Source organism: Massilia aurea, from assembly GCF_040790145.1.
In the GTDB taxonomy this organism is placed as follows: Bacteria; Pseudomonadota; Gammaproteobacteria; order Burkholderiales; family Burkholderiaceae_D; genus Telluria; species Telluria aurea_C.
The window spans coordinates 881,796-898,026 of record NZ_JBFMMP010000001.1 but is presented as its reverse complement, the minus strand read 5'-3'; the positions used below and the strand labels follow the sequence as shown (position 1 = coordinate 898,026).

At 68.0% G+C, this 16,231-nt stretch carries 18 protein-coding genes; all 18 read left to right on the top strand.

Annotated elements, in window-relative coordinates; genetic code table 11:
• Positions 1-65: 65 nt before the first annotated feature.
• The 18 genes from AB2N08_RS03790 to AB2N08_RS03705 are packed head-to-tail and all read left to right on the top strand — an operon-like array spanning position 66 to position 16,225.
• A complete protein-coding gene (locus tag AB2N08_RS03790; RefSeq protein ID WP_367609272.1) occupies positions 66-824 on the top strand; it encodes a beta-ketoacyl synthase chain length factor in 759 nt (252 codons plus the stop codon).
• Entirely contained in the window at positions 814-1,584 is a 771-nt protein-coding gene (locus AB2N08_RS03785; protein ID WP_367609271.1) for a lysophospholipid acyltransferase family protein, read from the top strand. The genes AB2N08_RS03790 and AB2N08_RS03785 overlap by 11 nt, the downstream gene beginning before the upstream one ends.
• Positions 1,577-1,831 (top strand): phosphopantetheine-binding protein, encoded by a 255-nt coding sequence (locus tag AB2N08_RS03780; protein ID WP_367609270.1) that lies wholly within the window; start codon positions 1,577-1,579, stop codon positions 1,829-1,831. The genes AB2N08_RS03785 and AB2N08_RS03780 overlap by 8 nt, the downstream gene beginning before the upstream one ends.
• A 9-nt stretch (positions 1,832-1,840) precedes the next feature.
• Entirely contained in the window at positions 1,841-2,131 is a 291-nt protein-coding gene (locus tag AB2N08_RS03775) for an acyl carrier protein (protein WP_367609269.1), read from the top strand.
• A 4-nt stretch (positions 2,132-2,135) separates the two neighbouring features.
• Positions 2,136-2,681 carry a hypothetical protein gene (locus tag AB2N08_RS03770; protein ID WP_367609268.1) on the top strand — a complete coding sequence of 182 codons (546 nt, stop codon included), beginning with the start codon at positions 2,136-2,138 and terminating at the stop codon, positions 2,679-2,681.
• On the top strand, positions 2,674-4,371 hold the full coding sequence (locus AB2N08_RS03765) for an AMP-binding protein (RefSeq protein ID WP_367609267.1): 1,698 nt from the start codon (positions 2,674-2,676) through the stop codon (positions 4,369-4,371). The genes AB2N08_RS03770 and AB2N08_RS03765 overlap by 8 nt, the downstream gene beginning before the upstream one ends.
• A gap of 7 nt (positions 4,372-4,378) precedes the next feature.
• Positions 4,379-5,452, top strand: a complete 1,074-nt coding sequence (locus tag AB2N08_RS03760) for a class I SAM-dependent methyltransferase (RefSeq protein ID WP_367609266.1) — start codon at positions 4,379-4,381, stop codon at positions 5,450-5,452.
• A 2-nt stretch (positions 5,453-5,454) separates the two neighbouring features.
• Positions 5,455-6,195, top strand: coding sequence for a glycosyltransferase family 2 protein (locus tag AB2N08_RS03755; RefSeq protein WP_367609265.1), 741 nt, complete (start codon positions 5,455-5,457; stop codon positions 6,193-6,195).
• Positions 6,183-7,133 (top strand): LpxL/LpxP family acyltransferase, encoded by a 951-nt coding sequence (locus AB2N08_RS03750; protein ID WP_367609264.1) that lies wholly within the window; start codon positions 6,183-6,185, stop codon positions 7,131-7,133. Before AB2N08_RS03755 ends, AB2N08_RS03750 begins: the two co-directional genes overlap by 13 nt.
• Positions 7,120-8,679, top strand: a complete 1,560-nt coding sequence (locus AB2N08_RS03745; RefSeq protein WP_367609263.1) for an HAL/PAL/TAL family ammonia-lyase — start codon at positions 7,120-7,122, stop codon at positions 8,677-8,679. The genes AB2N08_RS03750 and AB2N08_RS03745 overlap by 14 nt, the downstream gene beginning before the upstream one ends.
• Positions 8,672-9,106 (top strand): acyl-CoA thioesterase, encoded by a 435-nt coding sequence (locus tag AB2N08_RS03740; protein WP_367609262.1) that lies wholly within the window; start codon positions 8,672-8,674, stop codon positions 9,104-9,106. Before AB2N08_RS03745 ends, AB2N08_RS03740 begins: the two co-directional genes overlap by 8 nt.
• Positions 9,103-9,705, top strand: coding sequence for an outer membrane lipoprotein carrier protein LolA (locus AB2N08_RS03735; RefSeq protein WP_367609261.1), 603 nt, complete (start codon positions 9,103-9,105; stop codon positions 9,703-9,705). The genes AB2N08_RS03740 and AB2N08_RS03735 overlap by 4 nt, the downstream gene beginning before the upstream one ends.
• Positions 9,702-12,080, top strand: coding sequence for an MMPL family transporter (locus AB2N08_RS03730; RefSeq protein WP_367609260.1), 2,379 nt, complete (start codon positions 9,702-9,704; stop codon positions 12,078-12,080). Before AB2N08_RS03735 ends, AB2N08_RS03730 begins: the two co-directional genes overlap by 4 nt.
• On the top strand, positions 12,058-12,612 hold the full coding sequence (locus AB2N08_RS03725) for a DUF3261 domain-containing protein (RefSeq protein WP_367609259.1): 555 nt from the start codon (positions 12,058-12,060) through the stop codon (positions 12,610-12,612). Before AB2N08_RS03730 ends, AB2N08_RS03725 begins: the two co-directional genes overlap by 23 nt.
• Positions 12,613-12,620: 8 nt before the next feature.
• The gene (locus AB2N08_RS03720; protein ID WP_367609258.1) at positions 12,621-13,814 is read left to right on the top strand and encodes a beta-ketoacyl-ACP synthase; all 1,194 of its coding nucleotides are present in this window, start codon (positions 12,621-12,623) and stop codon (positions 13,812-13,814) included.
• Positions 13,811-14,275, top strand: a complete 465-nt coding sequence (locus tag AB2N08_RS03715) for an ApeP family dehydratase (protein ID WP_367609257.1) — start codon at positions 13,811-13,813, stop codon at positions 14,273-14,275. The genes AB2N08_RS03720 and AB2N08_RS03715 overlap by 4 nt, the downstream gene beginning before the upstream one ends.
• Positions 14,265-14,999 carry a 3-oxoacyl-ACP reductase FabG gene (fabG, locus tag AB2N08_RS03710; protein ID WP_367609256.1) on the top strand — a complete coding sequence of 245 codons (735 nt, stop codon included), beginning with the start codon at positions 14,265-14,267 and terminating at the stop codon, positions 14,997-14,999. The genes AB2N08_RS03715 and fabG overlap by 11 nt, the downstream gene beginning before the upstream one ends.
• Positions 14,996-16,225, top strand: a complete 1,230-nt coding sequence (locus AB2N08_RS03705; RefSeq protein WP_367609255.1) for a beta-ketoacyl-ACP synthase — start codon at positions 14,996-14,998, stop codon at positions 16,223-16,225. Before fabG ends, AB2N08_RS03705 begins: the two co-directional genes overlap by 4 nt.
• Positions 16,226-16,231 lie beyond the last annotated feature (6 nt).

The following is a 16,231-nucleotide window of genomic DNA, read 5'->3' as shown; positions in this document are numbered from 1 at the left end:
TTATAATCGTGTCAGTTTTCCCGGGCGCCTGCTGGCGCGCGCCGATTCCCCATTGATGGCACTGTATGAACGAGAACGAGGTCATCTTCTCCATCGCGCGTCACGCCGCATGGGCGCCCGGCGTGAGCACGCAGGAAGGGTGGGCCGACTGGGCGCAAGCGCCCTGGCCGCTGACGCCGGGCGCCGAGCCCAGGGTTGCCGCGATGCCGCCGATGCTGCGCCGCCGCGCCGGCCTGCTCGGGCGCATGGCGCTCGAAGTGGCGTACGCCTGCATCGGGCAGGCGCAGGGCGTTCCCACCGTGTTTTGCTCGCGTCACGGCGAAGTCGTGCGCTCGGTCGAGCTGTTGCGCGAGCTGGCGCGCGGCGAGCCGCTCTCGCCAACCGCCTTCGGCCTGGCCGTGCACAATGCCAGCGCCGGCCTGTTCGCCATTGCCCGCACCGACCGCGCCAACCACGTGGCCCTGGCCGCCGGCGGCGCCACGTTCGAGCATGCCGTCATCGAAGCCTGCGGCCAACTGGCCGACGGCGCGCCGATGGTGCTGATTGTGGCGTGCGACACGGCGCTGCCCGCACCGTTCGAAGCATTCCAGGATTGCGACGAACAGCCGTTCGCGTTCGCTTGGGCCATCGCGCCGGTGCAGGCCGATGTGCAGACCGACATGCCCGTGCTGCGCCTGGCCTGGCAGGCCTCGGAAGCTGCCGACACGCCCATGCCGCGCATGCCCGGCGGCCTCGATGTGCTGCGTTTTCAGCTGAGCGGTGATCGCACACTGGTGCGCGACGCCGGCGGCAAGCGCTGGACCTGGAGCCGCGATGGGCAGTAGCCTCGGGCGCCTCTGGCGGGTGCTCGCCACCGGCTTGTCGTTCGCGCTGTTCGGCATCGGCGGCGTGGCGCTGCGCGTGCTCGTGTTTCCGCTGCTGGCGCTGTGCGTGCGCCATCCGGGAGCGCACCAGCGCGCGGCGCGCGGCGCGGTGAGCCTGAGTTTCCGGGCATTTGTCGGCGTCATGCGCTTGCTGGGCGTGCTGCGCTACGAGGCGCGCGGCCTGCACAAGCTCGCGCGCCGGGGCCAGCTGATCCTGGCCAATCACCCGACGCTGATCGATACCGTGTTCTTGATTGCGTTCGTGCCGAATGCCGACTGCATCGTCAAGGGCGCGTTGTCGACCAACCCGTTCATGCGCGGCCCGATCCGCGCGGCCGGGTATATCCGCAACGACCGCGGGCCCGACCTGGTCGGCGACGGGATCGCGTCGCTGCGCGCCGGTGGCAACCTGATTATTTTCCCGGAAGGCACGCGAACGCCGCCGGGCGGCGCAGCCACGTTGAAGCGGGGCGCGGCCAATATCGCGGTGCGCGGCCTGCGCGCCGTGACGCCGGTCGTGATCCGCTGCGATCCGCCCACACTGGGCAAGGGCGACAAGTGGTGGCACGTGCCGCCGCGCCAGGCGCATTTTCGCATCGACGTCCTTGACGACATCGCGGTCGACGACTTCGTGCGCGACGCCTCCGAGGTGGTCGCGGCGCGCCGGTTGACCGATTGCCTGCAACAGTTATTCATGAAAGAAAGCCAGCACCATGCTTGAACTCGAAGTGAAACACCTGATCATCGATGTCCTGCAGCTCGAGGACATCACGCCCAACGATATCGCCAGCGAGGCCGCCCTGTTCGTCGATGGCCTGGGCCTCGACTCGATCGACGCCCTGGAGATCGGCGTCGCGCTGCAGAAGCGCTACGGCATCACCCTGTCGGCCGAAGCGCAAGAGACGCGCCAGCATTTCGCGTCGGTGCGTGCGCTGGCGTCGATGATCGAAGCAAACCGCAAGAAGTAGGAGAAGCCCATGGTACGCATTGAAGACATGAACCGCGACGCCTTGTTCGTCTGGGTCGCCGACCTGCTGGCCGAGATGTTCGAACTCGATCGCGCGTCGCTCACGCCGGTCTCGAACCTGTACGCCGACCTGGACATCGACAGCATCGACGCGGTCGACCTGGCCGTCAAGCTCAAGCAAATGACCGGCAAGCGCCTGCAGCCGGACGTGTTCAAGACCATCCGCACGATCGACGACGTGGTCAATGCGCTGGTGGCCCTGTCCACTGCGCCGGCCGACACGCAGACCGAAGCGGCGTAACGCCGTGCACTGGAATGTCCTGACGGCCTTGCTGACAGTCGTGTATCCGCTGGCCATCTGGCTCGGTCACGACCGCATCGAGCCGCGCTGGCTCGCGGGCTTGCTGTTGCTGACGGTGGCCACGCGCCTGCCCACGCTCAAGATCAGCGTTGCAGCGCGCTGGAGCGCGGCCGGGGCCCTGGTGCTGGTGGGCGTGGCCGTCGCGGCCAATGCCGTGTTGCCACTCAAGCTGTATCCGGTGCTGGTCAATGGCGCGATGCTGGCCGCTTTCGGCGCGAGCCTGATCAAGGGGCCGTCGATGATCGAAGGCCTGGCGCGCCTGCGCGAGCCCGATCTGCCGCCTGCAGGTGTTCTGTATACACGCCGCGTGACCCAGGCCTGGTGCGTGTTCTTCGTCATCAACGGCGCCATCGCGCTGGGCACGGCGCTGTTTGCATCGAACGCCGTCTGGTCGCTCTACAACGGTGTGATCGCGTATGGCCTGATGGGCGCGATGTTCGGCGGCGAATACCTGCTGCGCCTGCGCTTCAAACGTCTGCACCATGCGTGATGTGTTCCCCCTGATTGCCACGCGTCGCAAGGACGCGGTGACCGGCTGGCGCGACGATGCGCCCGTCACGCATGGTGTGTGGCTGGCGCGCGTGCGCGCCTGGGCTGCTCTCGGTGCGTGCAGCGATGCCACGCGCGTGGCGCTGTATCACGAGGACAGCCTCGAATTTGCCGCCGCGCTCATCGGCGCCTGGATTACGCGCAAGAGCATCTGGCTGGTGGCCGATACGCTGCCGGCCAGCTGCGCCGCGCTGGCCGGCCGGGTCGATGCATTCTGGGGCGCGTTTCCGGCGGCCTGCGCGCCAGACGCGCCAGTTGTCGGCGACCACTGGGACGGTGCATGGCACGCGCCGGACGACGACTTCGCGGCGCTGGTCGTCTTCACGTCGGGCAGCACCGGCACGCCGCTGCCGATCGCGAAGCGGTTCGCGCAACTGACGTGCGAAATCGCCGCGCTCGAGCGCACGTTCGGCGCCGGCCTGCAGAGCGCGCACGTGATCTCGACCGTCTCGCACCAGCACATCTACGGCCTGCTGTTTCGCGTCCTGTGGCCGCTGGCCGCCGGCCGCCCGATCCACGCCGCGCGTCATGAATTTCCCGAGACCCTGGCGCCAGCCCTGGCGCAGCAACCCTGCGTCCTGCTGGCCAGCCCGGCGCACCTGAAACGCATGCCGGCGCACCTCGATTGGTCTGGCGCTTCGCACATGCTGCGCGCGGTATTCTCGTCGGGCGGCATGCTGGAGCAGGACGCGTCGATCCATGCCGCGCGCCTGCTGGGCCAGGCCCCGATCGAGGTGTACGGCAGTTCGGAAAGCGGCGGCGTCGCCTGGCGCCGCCGTGATGCGGGCGAAGCGTGGACGCCACTGCCGGATGTGCGCTGGCGTATCGGCCCGGTCGGCACGCTCGACGTGGCCTCGCCGTACGCCGGCGTGGAACCGTGGCTGGCGCTGGCCGATCGCGCCGACGACGCCGGCGCTGGCCGCTTCGTGCTGCGCGGGCGCGCCGACCGCATCGTCAAGATCGAAGAAAAACGCATTGCGCTCGATGCCCTCGAGGCGGCCTTGATCGCCACTAGCCTCGTGCGTGAAGCGAAGGTCGTCAGCGTGCAGCAGGCTGCGCGCCAGGCGCTGGCAGCCTTCGTGCTGCCGAGTGAAGCAGGGCGCGCGCTGCTCGCAGGCGGCGGCAAGCTGGCGCTGAACACGCGCCTGCGCGCGGCGCTCGCGCCGCTGGTCGAGGCGGTGGCATTGCCGCGCCGTTGGCGCTATCTCGACGCCTGGCCCGTCAACGCACAAGGCAAGACCACGGTGGCTGGTTTGCTGGCGCTGCTCGATGACGCGCCACCCGAGCGCCCGCGCTATCCGATCATCGAGGTGCTGGAAACCGCGCCGGCACGCGCGCTGCTGGCGCTGACGGTGCCCGAAGACTTGCTGTACTTCGACGGTCACTTTCGCATCGCGCCCGTGCTGCCTGGCGTGGTGCAGCTTGACTGGGCGATCCATTACGGACGCCTGCACCTGGGCCTGACGGGCGCGTTTGCCGGCGTCAATGCACTGAAGTTTCAACAAATGATCCGCCCCGGCCATCCGGTGCGGCTCGAGCTGGTCCACGACCTGTCCAAGGGCAGCCTGAATTTCCGCTATTTCTCGGACGCCGGCGCCCATGCCAGCGGCCGCATCCAGTTAGGGCCATGACCATCGCATGCTGAACAAACAATTCTCGCCCGAGGGCCAGAGCGCGTTCGCCGCGCGCTTCGAAGCGCAAAAGATCGCCTTTGGACCGGTGGTGTTCCAGTGCGTGCGCTACGCCTGGAAACGCGGCATGCTGCAGGCGATTGCCGATGCCGGCGACACCGGCCTGTCGATCGACGCACTGGCACGGGACGGCCGCTGGAGCGCGTACGTGCTCAAGGTGGTGCTGGAAACCTGCCTGTCGGCCGGCGTCGTGCTGATCGAGGATGGCCGCTACGCGCTCGACAAGGCGGGCTTTGTCGTGCTGACCGATCCGATCACGCAAGTCAACATCGACTTCAACCACGACGTCTGCTACCAGGCCATGTTCGACCTGGAGCACGCGCTCGACGCCGAGCGTCCGCTGGGCCTGAAGGTGTTCGGCGACTGGCCGACGCTGTACCAGGGCCTGTCGCAACTGCCCGAGCCGGCGCGCACCAGCTGGCTCGCGTTCGACCACTATTATTCGGATACCTCGTTCCCCGACATCATGCCGGACGTGTTCGCGACCGCGCCGCGGCGCCTGATGGACATCGGCGCCAACACCGGCAAGTTCACGCTGGCCGCGCTGGCCTACGATACGTCGGTGATGCTGCACCTGGTCGATTTGCCGGGCCAACTGGCCGTGGCCGACACGGTGCTGACGGACGCCGGCCTGCGCGAACGCGCCAAGCTGCACCCGACCGACCTGCTGGGCGAGGCTGCACTGCCGGGCGACATGGACCTGATCTGGATGAGCCAATTCCTGAGCTGCTTCTCGGAGGCCGCCATCGCCAGCATCTTCCGCCGCGTGGCGGCTGCGCTGGCGCCGCGCGGCCAGGTGCTCGTGCTCGACACCTTCTGGGATCGCCAGCGCTACGACATCGCGTCGTACTGCCTGATCAATACGTCGCCCTACTTCAATGTGCTCGCCAGCGGTAACAGCAAGGTGTATCAGAGCGATGATTACGTGCGCCTGGCGAGAGGCGCGGGCCTGACCCTGTTGACGGCGCGCGACGGCATCGGCTACTGTCACTCGCTGCTGCGTTTCGCCAAGTCGGAGTAATCATGTTTCACCCCTGCGTCGTCATCCCGGTGTACAACCACGAACACGCCATCGGCAAGGTCGTGGCGCGGGTGCTGGCGCACGACCTGCGCTGCATCCTGGTCGACGACGGCTGCGCGCCGCCTTGCGCCGCCGTGCTCGACGCGCTGGTGGCGGCGCATCCGGACAGGTTGGTACTGGAACGCCACGCGATCAACCAGGGCAAGGGCGGGGCGGTACTGACCGGCTTCGCACGCGCCGCGCACGACGGCTACAGCCACGTGCTGCAGGTCGACGCCGACGGCCAGCACAATGTCGCCGACATTCCGCGTTTTTTGGCGGCGGCGCGCGCGCAACCTGCGGCGCTGATTGCTGGTTGCCCGATCTATGACGAGTCGGTGCCGGCGCTGCGCCTGTATGCGCGCTACCTGACCCACGTTTGGGTCTGGATCAACACGCTGTCGCTGAGCATCCGCGATTCGATGTGCGGCTTTCGCGTGTATCCGGTCGCGCCGGTGGTGGCGCTGGCGGCGCGCCGCAAGCTTGGCCTGCGCATGAACTTCGATATCGAGATCCTGGTGCGCCTGTACTGGGACGGCGTCGAGGTCGTCAGCATGCCGACCAAGGTCGGCTATCCCGAAGACGGCGTCTCGCACTTCAAGGCCTGGACCGACAACGTCCTGATCACACGCCTGCACACGGCGCTGTTCTTCGGCATGCTGCCGCGCATTCCCCGCCTGCTGGCCCGCACATGGAAAAAGTAAGCAATGCACAGGATGCACGCCACTGGGCGGCGATCAACGAAGCGAGCTTCGTCGGCGGCATGCGCCTGTTGTTCTGGGTCTGCCGCATATTCGGGCGCTGGCCGTTTCGTCTGGTGCTGTATCCGGTGCTGCTGTGGTACGTCGCCACACAGGGCAGGGCGCGGCGCGCGTCGAGCGCCTACCTTGCGCGTGTCGGTGCGCCGCACGGATTCCTGGGCGTGGTGCGCCACTTCGGCGCCTTTGCCGAATCGATCCTCGACAAGATGCTGCTGTGGGGCGGGCTGTTTGATTTCTCGACCGTGTCGCTGCATGGCGGCGAACCGCTGGCCGAGATGATCGCCGGGCGGCGCGGCGCGCTGCTCGTGTGCGCGCACCTGGGCAATCTCGACCTGTGCCGGGCGCTGTCCTTGTCCACGCCGAACCTGAAGGTCACGGTGCTGGTGCACACGCGCCACGCGCAGGCGTTCAACAAGATGCTGGCCAGCCTCGATCCGCGCAGCGAACTCAATCTGATGCAGGTGACCGACATGACGCCGGCGATGGCGATGCAGCTGTCCGAACGCATCGGGCAGGGCGAATTCATCGTCATCGCGGGCGACCGGGTGCCGGTGTCGCCGTCGCCGCGCGTGGTGATGGCGCCGTTTCTGGGCCGCGATGCGGCGTTTCCGGTCGGGCCGTACGTGATGGCGTCGGTGCTGGGCTGCCCCGTCTACACGATGTTCGCCGTGCGCCAGGGCGCGCGGCACGAACTGCATTTCGCCTGCCTGCGCGATCGCGTGCTGCTGCCGCGCGCCGATCGCGATGCGGCGCTGCGCGAGCTCGCGGCCGATTTTGCGGCGCAGCTCGAACACCATGTGCGGCGCGCGCCGCTCGAATGGTTCAACTTCTATGATTTTTGGCATACCCCCGGATCGGAACGTCCTGATGCAGTCCAATGATGTGAACCCTGATGTACGCACGGTCCGTTTCGACCGCGAGCGCCTGACGCTCGACGACGTCGTTGCCATCGCGCGCGGCGCGGCCCGGCCCGAGCTGTCGACCGATCCAGTGTTTCGCGCGGCGATCGCGCGCGGCGCCGACTTCCTCGATCGCCTGTTGCGCGAGGACGGCGCGATCTACGGCGTGACCACTGGCTACGGCGACTCGTGCACGGTGGCCGTGCCGCTGTCGCTGGTCGATGAACTGCCGCATCATCTGTACACCTATCACGGCTGCGGCCTGGGCACGTTCCTCGATCCAGCGCAGACGCGCGCCGTGATGGCCGCGCGCCTGGCGTCGCTGTCGAAGGGTTTTTCGGGCGTGAGCGTGGGGCTGCTCGAGCAGATCGTGCGGCTGTTCGATGCCGACCTGCTGCCCTTGATCCCGAGCGAAGGTTCGGTGGGCGCGAGCGGCGACCTGACGCCGCTGTCGTATCTTGCCGCCGTGCTGTGCGGCGAGCGCGAAGTGCTGCGCGGCGGCGTGCCGGTGCCGGCGAGCGAAGCCCTGCGTGAGGCCGGCATCGCGCCGCTGCGGCTGCGCCCGAAAGAAGGCCTGGCAATCATGAACGGCACCGCCGTCATGACCGGCCTGGCCTGCCTGGCGTTCGACCGCGCCGACTATCTGACGCGCCTGACGACCCGCATCACCGCGATGGCCTCGTTCGCGCTCGACGGCAACGATCACCACTTCGACGAGACGCTGTTCTCGGTCAAGCCGCATGCCGGCATGCAGGGCGTGGCCGCCTGGCTGCGCGCCGACCTGGCTTACACAGGCCAGCAGGAGCGCAACGGCAAGCGCCTGCAAGACCGCTACTCGATCCGCTGCGCGCCGCATGTGATCGGCGTGCTGGCCGACGCGCTGCCGTTCTTCCGCACCGGGATCGAGAACGAACTCAACAGCGCCAACGACAACCCGATCATCGATGGCGATGGCGAGCGCGTGCTGCATGGCGGGCATTTCTACGGTGGCCACATCGCGTTTGCGATGGACAGCATGAAGAACGCGGTCGCCAACCTGGCCGACCTGCTCGACCGCCAGATGGCGCTGCTGGTCGACGCGCGCTACAACGCCGGCCTGCCGGCCAATCTGTCGGGCATGGATGGCGAACGCGCCGCCATCAATCACGGCCTGAAGGCGCTGCAGATCAGCGCCTCGGCCTGGACCGCCGAAGCGCTCAAGCTGACCATGCCGGCGTCGGTGTTTTCGCGTTCGACCGAATGCCATAACCAGGACAAGGTCAGCATGGGCACCATAGCCGCGCGCGACTGCCTGCGCGTGCTGGAACTGACCGAGCAGGTGGCGGCAAGCCTGTTGATCACGGTGCGCCAGGGCGTATGGCTGCGCTGCCGGCTCGACCCGGCGCGCGCGCTGCCGGCCCCGCTGGCGCAGATGCTCGATGCGCTGGGCGCCGACATCGCGCCGGTGGTGGAAGACCGCCGTCTCGACCTGGAGCTGCGCCCGCTGCTCGAACGCATCCGCGCACAAGCCTGGAGCTTGTATGCGTAAAGCGAAAGCGCCCGCCCGCTGGTGGGCCGAGGTCGAGATGCAGGTGCAGTTCTTCGACCTCGATCCGATGCAGATCGTCTGGCATGGCAACTACGTCAAATACCTCGAAGTGGCGCGCTGCGCGCTGTTCGACAAGATCGATTACAACTACGCGCAGATGCGCGCGTCGGGCTATGCCTGGCCGATCATCGACATGCACCTGCGCTACGCCGCGCCGGCCGCGTTCGGCCAGCGCCTGCTGCTGCGCGCCGAGATCGTCGAGTGGGAAAATCGCCTGCACATCGAGTACGCGATCACTGATGCGGCCAGCGGCAAACGCCTGAACCGCGCGACCACCACGCAGGTCGCGGTCGATATCGCCAGCGGGGAGATGTGCTTTGCCTCGCCCGCCATCCTGTTCGAGAAACTGGGAGTCACGCCGCCATGAAAAAAATCCTGTTGTCGCTCGTACTGGCGTTCGGCGCCGCAGGTGCGCACGCCGCCGCGCCGATCGCGCAAATTCAGGCCATGCTGGCCAAGCCCGAGCAGTTGTGCGGCCGCTTCGACCAGACCAAGCGCCTGGCCGGCATGACGAAACCGTTGGTGTCGACCGGGCGCTTCTGCGTCGTGGCCGGCAAGGGCGTGCTGTGGCGCACCCTCAAGCCGTTTCCGAATACGCTGCGCCTGAAGCGCGACGAAATCATCCACATGCAGGGCGACCGAGTGGCGATGCGCCTCGATGCGAGCCAGGAACCGACCGTGCGCATGATTAATGGCGTGCTGTTCTCGCTGCTGGGCGGCGACCTTGGGCAACTGGACAGCCTGTTCGAGGTGAACGGCAGCGTCACGGGCCAGACCTGGAAGGTCGAGCTCAAGGCGCGCAATGCGGCGCTGGCGCGCGCCGTCGGCGCGATTTCTCTTGAAGGCGGCGCCTATGTGCGCGCGATCCAGATGAACGAGGAGAGCGGCGACAAGACCGACATCGTCTTCACCGACATCAAGACCGGCCCGGGGGCCGTGCTGCTTGAGGAGGCGGCCCAGCTTTGATCACGCAACGTCGCCTGGCGCTGGCCTGGGCTTTCATTGTCTGCCTGCTGATCGGGCATAACGCCTGGCTATGGCTGGGCCAGCGCATCGTGCCGGACACCGACATCCTGGCGCTGCTGCCGCTGGACAAGCGCGACCCGGTGCTGCAGCAGTCGTTCACGCACATGGTCGACAGTGCGCAGCAGCGCGTGGTGGTGCTCGTCGGCGCGAAGGACTGGAACGATGCCGGCCGCGCGGCCGATGCCTACCGCAAGGTGCTCGCGCCGCACGGCGCGCTGCTGGCGTTCGACGCCATGAGCGACGACACCCAGGCCGGGTGGCTGGCCAGCCTGCAGCCGCATGCGCTGCTGCTGGTGGGCGCGGCGCAAGAGCGCCAGTTGCGCGAGCAGCCGGCAGCGTACTGGAAAGACGACGCGCTGGCGCGCCTGTACAACGCATTCTCTGGCCCGAAGCTCGGATCGTTCCGCGACGATCCGTTCGGCCTGTTCACAGGCTGGGCCCAGGAGCGCGCGGGCGAAACGCCGGTGCGCCCGCGCGACGGGCGCCTGTTCGTGGCCGGTGAAGGGCGCGAGTACGTGCTGCTGACGTACACCTTGAAAGCCTCGGCGTTCTCGCTCGGCGCGCAGGATGCGGTCGTGCCGTTGCTGGCGCAGGCGGGCGATGCCGCCCGCAGCGCGGCGCCCGATGCCGAGGTCATCACGGCCGGCGTGATGCTGCACGCCGCCGCTGCGGGCCGCCAGGCCAGCAGCGAGATCCACACGATCGGCGTGGGCTCGCTGGTCGGCATCATCCTGCTGACGTGGCTGACCTTCCGCTCGGTCAAGCCGATCGGCCTGACCTTGCTCGCCATCGGGATCGGCTTTCTCGGCGCGCTGTCGGTGTGCTGGCTGCTGTTCGGGCAAATCCATCTGTTGACGCTGGTGTTTGGCGCGAGCCTGATCGGCGTGGCGCAGGATTACGGCATCTACTTCTTGTGCCACCGCCTGCGCGCGGATCCGGCGCTCGGCTCGACGGCGCTGCTGCGGCGCCTGCTGCCGGGCCTCTCCCTGAGCATGCTGGCGGCCGTGGTGGGTTACATGGGTCTGGCTCTCAGCCCCTTCCCGGGATTGCGCCACATGGCCGTGTTCTCGGCCTTGGGCCTCGTGTTTGCCTGGCTGACGGTCGTGTGCTGGTTCCCGGGCCTGATCTCGGGCCGCACGCTGGGGGCGGGCTGGCTGGCGCAGAATTACCGCAAGCTGATGCCGCGCTGGCCGCGTTTTTCACATCGGCCGAAATCGATCGGGCTGGCATTGCTGCTGGGCGCCATGGCGATCGGCGGCTGGCTGCAGCTGACGACGAACGACGATATCCGCTCGCTGCAATCGTCGCCGCCCGAGTTGATCCGCGACCAGATCAAGCTGAGCAAGCTGCTCGATGCACCAAGCCCGGTGCAGTATTTCCTGGTCCGGGGCGCGTCGAGCGAAGAGGTGCTGCAGCGTGAAGAAGCCCTCAAGCGCCGCCTCGACGGCCTGGTCGCGCAGCAGCACATCACCGGCTACCAGGCGCTGTCGAACTGGGTGCCGTCCGCGCGCGCCCAGGCCGAGCGCCGGGCGCTGGTCGAGGCCAGGCTTCTGGCGACGGGCGGCCCGCTGTCGCTGCTTGCGCAAGAGATCGGCGAAGAACCGCAATGGGCCGTCGACACGGCCGCACACCTGCGCTCGAACGCCAGGCCGCTCGTCATCGATGACTTCATGCGCACGCCGGCCGCCGAGCCGTGGCGCCACCTGTGGCTGGGCGCGGTCGACGTGGGCGGCGCGCCGACGCATGCCAGCATCGTCGCGCTGCGCGGCCTGCGCTACGCGTCGCTGCCGCTGCTGGCTGGCGCGGCGCAGAACCTCGACGGTGTGCAATGGGTCGACAAGGTCGGCGGCATTTCGGCGGTGCTGGGCAGTTATCGCGCCGCCATGGGCTGGGTCGTGCTGGGCGCCTATGCGGTGGTGTTCGCCGTGCTGTTCCCGCGCTACCGTGGCCGTACCTGGCGCGTGCTGGCGCCAACAGCGGCGGCCAGCATCCTGACGGTGGCGGTGCTGGGCTTTGCCGGCCAGCCGCTGCAGTTGTTCCACGTACTGGCGCTGATGCTGCTGCTTGGCGTCGGTGTCGACTACGGCATCTTCATGCAGGAAGAGTCGAGCGATGGCGACGACGCTCCGTGGCTGGCCGTGGGGCTGTCGGCGGCCAGCACCATCCTGTCGTTCGGCTTGCTGGCCCTGAGCGGCACGCCGGCGCTGCGGGCGTTCGGGCTGACGATGCTGGTCGGCGCGGCGCTGGTATGGCTGTTCGCTCCCTGTTTTTCCGTCTCCAAGGACTCGAAACATGCAACACCTGACCCTGTTTGAACGCCTCTCGCCAATCGCGGCCGTGCTCCTTCTCGCCGCATGCGCCACGGCACCGCAAGCGCCCGCACGCCTGGGCCTGCGCCTGGTGCCTGCGGCGCTGGGCGAGACCATCAGCGTGCAGCAGCAGTTGACCGTCGAACGCGCCGGTACCACCAATGACCTGGTGGCCGCGCTCGAAGTCGATCCGCAGCACGTCAGCCTGGTGGGCCTGGCGATGGGCATGCGTGTCCTGAGCCTCGACTTCGACGGGCGTGAAGTGAAGGAATGGCGCCACGCGATGCTGCCATCCCAGGTACGCGCGGCCGATGTGCTGGAAGACCTGCAACTGACCCTGTGGCCGCTCGCCGAGATCGCGCGCGCCTTGCCGCCCGGCTGGACGATCGTCGATGACGGCTTGCGCCGCACGCTCAGTCGCGATGGCGCCGTGGTTGCCACCGTTTCCTACAGCACGATGCCGCGCTGGCAGGGCACGGCGGTGCTGGACAACGTGCGCTACGGTTATCGCCTGACCGTGGTGTCGGCCACCGAATGAGCCCCGTCATGCTTGAGTCGACCATTTACCTGAACGACTGCGCGCTCGTGTGCGCACTGGGCGACGAGCGCGCCGCGATCGCGCAGCGCCTGCTGGCGGATGGCGCCAGCGGCCTGGCCATGTCGGACGCCTGGTCGCCCGGGCGCCCAATGCCGCTGGGGCGCGTGATGGGCGCGCTGCCATCGATCGACGGTCTGCCGCTACGCCTGCGCAGCCGCAACAACGCGCTCGCGCTGGCCGCGCTGGCGCAGATCCGGCCGGCGCTCGACGCGGCGATCGCGCAATACGGCGCCGCGCGCGTGGGCGTGGTACTCGGCACCAGCACGTCGGGCGTGAGCGCGGCCGAGACGGCGCTGGCCGAGGAGCTGCGCAGCGGCGCGCTGCCGGCCGGTTTTCACTACGGCCAGCAAGAGATGGGCTCGTGCGCAGAACTGGTGGCGCGTGAGCTGGGTGTGAGCGGCCCGGCATACGTGCATTCGAGCGCCTGTTCGTCGAGCGCCAAGGCGCTGGCCAGCGCCGCGCGCCTGATCCGCATGGGCGTGTGCGACGCCGTCGTCACTGGCGGCGTCGATACGCTGTGCGGCTTCACGGTGGCGGGGTTCTCGGCCCTCGAATCGGTCAGCAGCGCGCCGTGCAATCCGCTCAGCGCCAACCGCAACGGCATCAACCTGGGCGAAGCGGCGGCGCTGTTTCTGATGAGTCGCGCGCCGGCCGCCGTGGCGCTGTGCGGCTGGGGTGAGTCGTCCGACGGCCACCATATCTCGGCGCCGGACCCGGAAGGCGGGGGCGCGCGCATTGCGATGCGCGATGCGCTGGGGCGCGCCGGCATCGGCGCCGATGCGATCGACTATATCAACCTGCACGGCACGGCCACGCCGCAGAACGACGCAATGGAGTCGCGCGCCGTCGCGGCGCTGTTCGGCGCGTCGGTGGCGGTCAGTTCGACCAAGCCCCTTACCGGCCACACACTGGGCGCCGCCGGGGCGGTCGAAGCGGCGTTGTGCTGGCTGGCGATGCAGGACGAGAATCCCGAAGGCCGGCTGCCGCCGCACCTGTGGGATGGCGTGCCGGATCCGGCGCTGCCAGCACTGAATGTGGCGGCGCCGGGCGCGCGCCTGGGCCGGCCGATCCGCTACGCGCTCAGTAATTCGTTCGCGTTCGGCGGCTCGAATGCGGCCCTGGTGTTCGGGAGGCTGGCATGATGCTGCCCGCGATCGCAGAACTGGTGCCGCACAGCGGCGCCATGTCGCTGCTGGGCCGCCTGCTGGCAGCCGATGACGAGAACCTGAGCGCCGAAGTGGTGATTGCGGCGGACAGCGTATTCTGCGCCGACGGCGGGGTTGGCGCCTGGGTTGGTGTGGAATACATGGCGCAGGCGGTGGCGGCCCACGCCGGCTACACGGCGCGCCTGCGGGGCGAGCCGGTGCAGGTGGGCTTCCTGCTCGGTACGCGCCGCTATGTATGCAGCATGCCGGCGTTTGCGGTCGGGAGCGTGCTGCACATCCACGTGCAGCGCGCGCTGCAGGGCGAGAATGGCCTGGGGGCGTTCGACTGTCGCATTCTTGACGCCACGGATGGATCGACGCTGGCCAGCGCCACCATCACCGTGTTCCAGCCCCATAATGTAGAAACGTTTTTGCAACGGAGTTCGAATGAGCAGTAACCAGAAAACTGTGCTGGTGACGGGGTCGTCACGCGGCATCGGCAAGGCCATCGCATTGCGCCTGGCGCGCGACGGCTTTGCCATCGTCGTGCATTGCCGCGACCGGCGCGCCGACGCCGATGCGGTGGCGGCCGAGATCGTGGCCACCGGCGGCGCCGCGCGCGTGCTGCAGTTCGACATCGGCCAGCGCGACGCCACCGCCGCAGCGTTGCTGGCCGATATCGACCTGCACGGCTGCTACTACGGCGTGGTGGCCAATGCCGGCGTCGCGCGCGACACGGCGTTTCCCGCGATGACGGGCGAGGAGTGGGACATCGTGCTGGGCACGAACCTCGACGGCTTCTTCAATGTCCTCAACCCGCTCGTGATGCCGATGGTCCAGCGCCGCAAACCGGGCCGCATCGTGACGATGGCGTCGGTGTCGGGCCTGATCGGCAATCGCGGTCAGGTCAACTACAGCGCGGCCAAGGCCGGCATCATCGGCGCGACCAAGGCGCTGGCGCTGGAACTGGCCAAGCGCGAGATCACCGTCAATTGCGTCGCGCCAGGCCTGATCGAGACCGACATGCTCGATGGCGTGCCGATGGACGAAGCACTCAAGATGGTGCCGGCGCGCCGCGTCGGCCGCCCAGAAGAAGTGGCGGCGGCGGTAAGTTACCTGATGTCGGAAGACGCGGGGTACGTGACGCGCCAGGTGCTGTCGGTGAACGGCGGCCTGGCATGAACCGCCGCGTCGTCGTCACCGGCATGGCCGGCATCAGCCCTCTCGGCAATGACTGGCCGACCGTGCGCGCGCGCCTGGGCGAGTACCGCAACGCCATCGTGCGCATGGCCGACTGGGCCGGCTACGAAGGCTTGAACACGCAGCTGGGCGCACCGGCCGCGCCGTTCGAGCTGCCCAAACATTACGACCGCAAGGCCACCCGCAGCATGGGCCGCGTGGCGTTGCTGGCCACGCGCGTGAGCGAACTGGCGCTGCAGGATGCCGGCCTGCTCGATCATCCGTTGCTCACGGGCGGGCAGTTGGGCGTGTCGTTCGGTTCGTCGGCCGGCACGCCTAGCGCGATCGGCGACTTCGGCCGCATGATGGAAGAGCGCACCACGCGCGGTATCAACGCCACCACCTACATCAAGATGATGGCGCACACGGCGCCGGTGAACATCGGCGTGTTCTTCGGCGTGACGGGGCGCGTGATCACGACGTCGTCGGCCTGCACGTCGGGCAGCCAGGGCATCGGCTATGCCTACGAGGCGATCAAGAGCGGGCGCCAGATCGCCATGATCGCCGGCGGCGCCGAAGAACTCGACGCGACCGAGGCGGCGGTATTCGACACGCTATTCGCCACCAGCACCCGCAACGACGCGCCCGAAACCAGCCCGCGCCCGTTCGACCGCACGCGCGACGGCCTGGTGATCGGGGAGGGCGCCGGCTGCCTGATCCTCGAAGAGCGCGAGCACGCGCTGGCGCGCGGCGCGACCATCCACGCGGAGCTGGTGGGCTTTGGCACCAATAGCGACGGCACGCACGTCACGCAGCCCAATGCCGCGACGATGAAACTGGCGATGGAACTGAGCCTGGCGGACGCCGGCTTGACGCCCGACGCGATCGGCTACGTGAACGCGCACGGCACGGCCACGTCGCATGGCGACCTGGCCGAAAGCCTGGCAACGAGCGCGCTGTTCGGCGCACGCATGCCGATCAGTTCCCTCAAAAGCTATATGGGTCACACGCTCGGCGCCTGCGGCGCGCTGGAAGCGTGGATCAGTATCGAGATGATGCGCGAAGGGTGGTTTGCGCCGACAATTAACTTGAATGAAATTGATCCAGAATGTGGCCAACTCGACTATATTTCTGGTGAAGGAAGATATATTAACTGTAATCACGTCATGTCCAATAATTTTGCCTTCGGCGGCATCAACACTTCACTGATCTTCTCGCGCCACGGTTGACGGGTG

Bases quoted from the DNA above. Each gene is read 5' to 3' on its own strand.
- AB2N08_RS03790 (WP_367609272.1), top strand. From the start codon at position 66: ATGAACGAGAACGAGGTCATCTTCTCCATCGCGCGTCACGCCGCATGG.
- AB2N08_RS03785 (WP_367609271.1), top strand. From the start codon at position 814: ATGGGCAGTAGCCTCGGGCGCCTCTGGCGGGTGCTCGCCACCGGCTTG.
- AB2N08_RS03780 (WP_367609270.1), top strand. From the start codon at position 1,577: ATGCTTGAACTCGAAGTGAAACACCTGATCATCGATGTCCTGCAGCTC.
- AB2N08_RS03775 (WP_367609269.1), top strand. From the start codon at position 1,841: ATGGTACGCATTGAAGACATGAACCGCGACGCCTTGTTCGTCTGGGTC.
- AB2N08_RS03765 (WP_367609267.1), top strand. From the start codon at position 2,674: ATGCGTGATGTGTTCCCCCTGATTGCCACGCGTCGCAAGGACGCGGTG.
- AB2N08_RS03760 (WP_367609266.1), top strand. From the start codon at position 4,379: ATGCTGAACAAACAATTCTCGCCCGAGGGCCAGAGCGCGTTCGCCGCG.
- AB2N08_RS03755 (WP_367609265.1), top strand. From the start codon at position 5,455: ATGTTTCACCCCTGCGTCGTCATCCCGGTGTACAACCACGAACACGCC.
- AB2N08_RS03750 (WP_367609264.1), top strand. From the start codon at position 6,183: ATGGAAAAAGTAAGCAATGCACAGGATGCACGCCACTGGGCGGCGATC.
- AB2N08_RS03745 (WP_367609263.1), top strand. From the start codon at position 7,120: ATGCAGTCCAATGATGTGAACCCTGATGTACGCACGGTCCGTTTCGAC.
- AB2N08_RS03740 (WP_367609262.1), top strand. From the start codon at position 8,672: ATGCGTAAAGCGAAAGCGCCCGCCCGCTGGTGGGCCGAGGTCGAGATG.
- AB2N08_RS03735 (WP_367609261.1), top strand. From the start codon at position 9,103: ATGAAAAAAATCCTGTTGTCGCTCGTACTGGCGTTCGGCGCCGCAGGT.
- AB2N08_RS03725 (WP_367609259.1), top strand. From the start codon at position 12,058: ATGCAACACCTGACCCTGTTTGAACGCCTCTCGCCAATCGCGGCCGTG.
- AB2N08_RS03720 (WP_367609258.1), top strand. From the start codon at position 12,621: ATGCTTGAGTCGACCATTTACCTGAACGACTGCGCGCTCGTGTGCGCA.
- AB2N08_RS03715 (WP_367609257.1), top strand. From the start codon at position 13,811: ATGATGCTGCCCGCGATCGCAGAACTGGTGCCGCACAGCGGCGCCATG.
- fabG (WP_367609256.1), top strand. From the start codon at position 14,265: ATGAGCAGTAACCAGAAAACTGTGCTGGTGACGGGGTCGTCACGCGGC.
- AB2N08_RS03705 (WP_367609255.1), top strand. From the start codon at position 14,996: ATGAACCGCCGCGTCGTCGTCACCGGCATGGCCGGCATCAGCCCTCTC.